The sequence below is a fragment of the Actinomycetospora sp. genome (assembly GCF_055612215.1).
Genome location: NZ_JBVPVA010000523.1, coordinates 1 through 2,095 on the forward strand (window position 1 = coordinate 1; position 2,095 = coordinate 2,095).

2 protein-coding genes and 1 pseudogene are annotated in these 2,095 nt (G+C 70.8%); 2 read left to right on the plus strand and 1 reads right to left on the minus strand.

Annotated features, from left to right (window positions below; translation table 11 throughout):
- Together AC0CYZ_RS14645 and AC0CYZ_RS14650 are read left to right on the plus strand one after the other, a co-directional pair.
- A partial coding sequence (locus tag AC0CYZ_RS14645; RefSeq protein ID WP_472216538.1) for an MFS transporter occupies nucleotides 1-1,228 on the plus strand: 1,228 nt, incomplete at its 5' end.
- 112 nt (nucleotides 1,229-1,340) lie between these two features.
- On the plus strand, nucleotides 1,341-1,820 hold the full coding sequence (locus tag AC0CYZ_RS14650) for a hypothetical protein (protein ID WP_472216540.1): 480 nt from the start codon (nucleotides 1,341-1,343) through the stop codon (nucleotides 1,818-1,820).
- Between the two features lie 7 nt (nucleotides 1,821-1,827).
- Here AC0CYZ_RS14650 and AC0CYZ_RS14655 read toward each other — a convergent pair.
- Nucleotides 1,828-2,095: pseudogene (locus tag AC0CYZ_RS14655) on the minus strand (general stress protein); the annotation flags it as partial.

Consider the following 2,095-nt stretch of genomic DNA (forward strand, 5'->3'; position numbering starts at 1 on the left):
CCTCTCCGACCGGCTCGGCCGACGCCGACTGTTCTTCATCACGCTGGCGATCTACTTCGGCGGCAGCGCCCTCACCGCCCTCACGATCGGCTCCGGAGCCCTGTCGCTGACGTTCCTCTACGCGACCCGGTTCATCGCCGGCGCCGGCATCGGCGGCGAGTACGCGGCGATCAACTCGGCCATCGACGAGCTGATCCCCGCCCGCTACCGGGGCCAGACCGACATCGCCGTCAACGGCACGTACTGGGCGGGCGCCGCGATCGCCGCCGCCATCCAGTACCCGCTGCTCTCGGGCGCGATCAGCCCCAACCTCGACTGGCGGATCGCGTTCCTCATCGGTCCGGTGCTGGCCATCGTGATCGTCGTCCTCCGCCGGGCGGTGCCGGAGAGCCCCCGCTGGCTGATCATGCACGGCCGGGGCGACGAGGCCGAGCGGTCGATCGAGTACATCGAGCGCGAGGTCGCCGCGACGGGCCGGGAGGTCGATCCGGTCGACGAGACCCGGGCGCTGGAGATCACGCCCACGCCGCAGACCGGGTACATCGCGCTGCTGCGGGTGCTCTTCCGGACCTATCCGGGCCGTTCCACCCTCGGCGCCGTCCTGATGATCACCCAGTCGTTCCTCTACAACGCGATCTTCTTCTCCTACGCGATCGTGCTGGCGAACTTCTACCTGGGCCCCGACGCGGACACCTCGATCTACTACATCCCGTTCGCGATCGGGAACTTCCTCGGCCCCATCCTGCTCGGCCGGTTCTTCGACACGCTCGGCCGCCGGAAGATGATCGCCGGCACGTACATCCTCGCCGGGGTGCTCCTGGTCATCAGCGCGTTCCTGTTCCGGGCCGGCGTGCTCAACGCGGTGACGCAGACGATCGCCTGGTGCGTGATCTTCTTCTTCGCCTCGGCCGGGGCGAGCGCCGCGTACCTGACGGTGTCGGAGATCTTCCCGATGGAGGTCCGCGCGAAGGCGATCGCGGTGTTCTTCGCGATCGCGCAGGTCTTCGGCTCGGTGGCGCCCCTGGTCTACGCCGCGATGATCGGCCCGAAGACCGCCCCGAGCGAGACGGGCCTCTTCTACGCCTACATCCTCGGCGCCGTGATCATGATCATCGGCGGCGTGGTCGCGGCGGTCCTGGGTATCGACGCCGAACGCAAGTCCCTCGAGGACGTCGCCATCCCGCTGTCGGTGGTGCGGGCGACCGGCGTGAGCGGCGGCGGGCCGTAGGTGCCGGAGGCTCGTGAGCACTTGTCCGTGTCATAGGGCGGATTAGTGCTCACGGGGCCGGAGGCCACCTCCTCGGACGGCGGACCCGGGTCCGGCGGGGCAGCATCACCGTGTGACCAGCCTCGCCGGGCCCGACCAGCCCGTCCCGCCCGGGTGGCGGATCCACCAGCACGTCCAGCGGTTCGTCACGCCGGCCCCGCGCGACCGCGTGTGGGCGTGGCTGGTCGACCCGGCGACCTTCACCGACACCCAGATCCCGCCGTGGCGCGTGGAGTTCCTCGGCGGCGGGTTCGACGAGGGCGTCGTCACCACCCACCACGGACCGGGTCTGCACCTGCCCGGGGTCCTCGCCGAGATCCGCGACGGCGAGTACCGCGACCTGCAGTACCTCTACGGCGCCTGGGCCGTCTCGTTCCGGCTGCTGCGCCCGACGCGCCTGCAGATCACCGTCGTCGACGCGCCGGGCGGGACCGAGGTCGAGGTGCGGATCGACGCGCACGTCCACCCGCGGACGCTGCGACTGTGGGCGCTCTCCCAGCGGCTGTTCTGGCGCCGCTTCGAGACGTGGACGGGCCGGGCCGTCACCGCCTGAGGCCGCGTCAGGTCTGCTCGGTGCCGATCGCGAGCTTGGCCAGCATGTCCCGGGCCTTCTCGGCGTTGCGGGGCTGGACGAGGACGTCGTAGCGGCCGGCGACCATCTGGCTGGCGGAGGTGAAGTCGCGGCGGCCCCGGCTGGCGCCGTAGGTGATGGCACCGGAGACGACGCCGAACACGATGCCCATGCCGAGGCCGAGGAGGATCGCGGCGATCGAGCCGTTCGGGCTGAAGAGCGAGAGCACGACGCCGACGAACAGGCCCAGCCAGGCG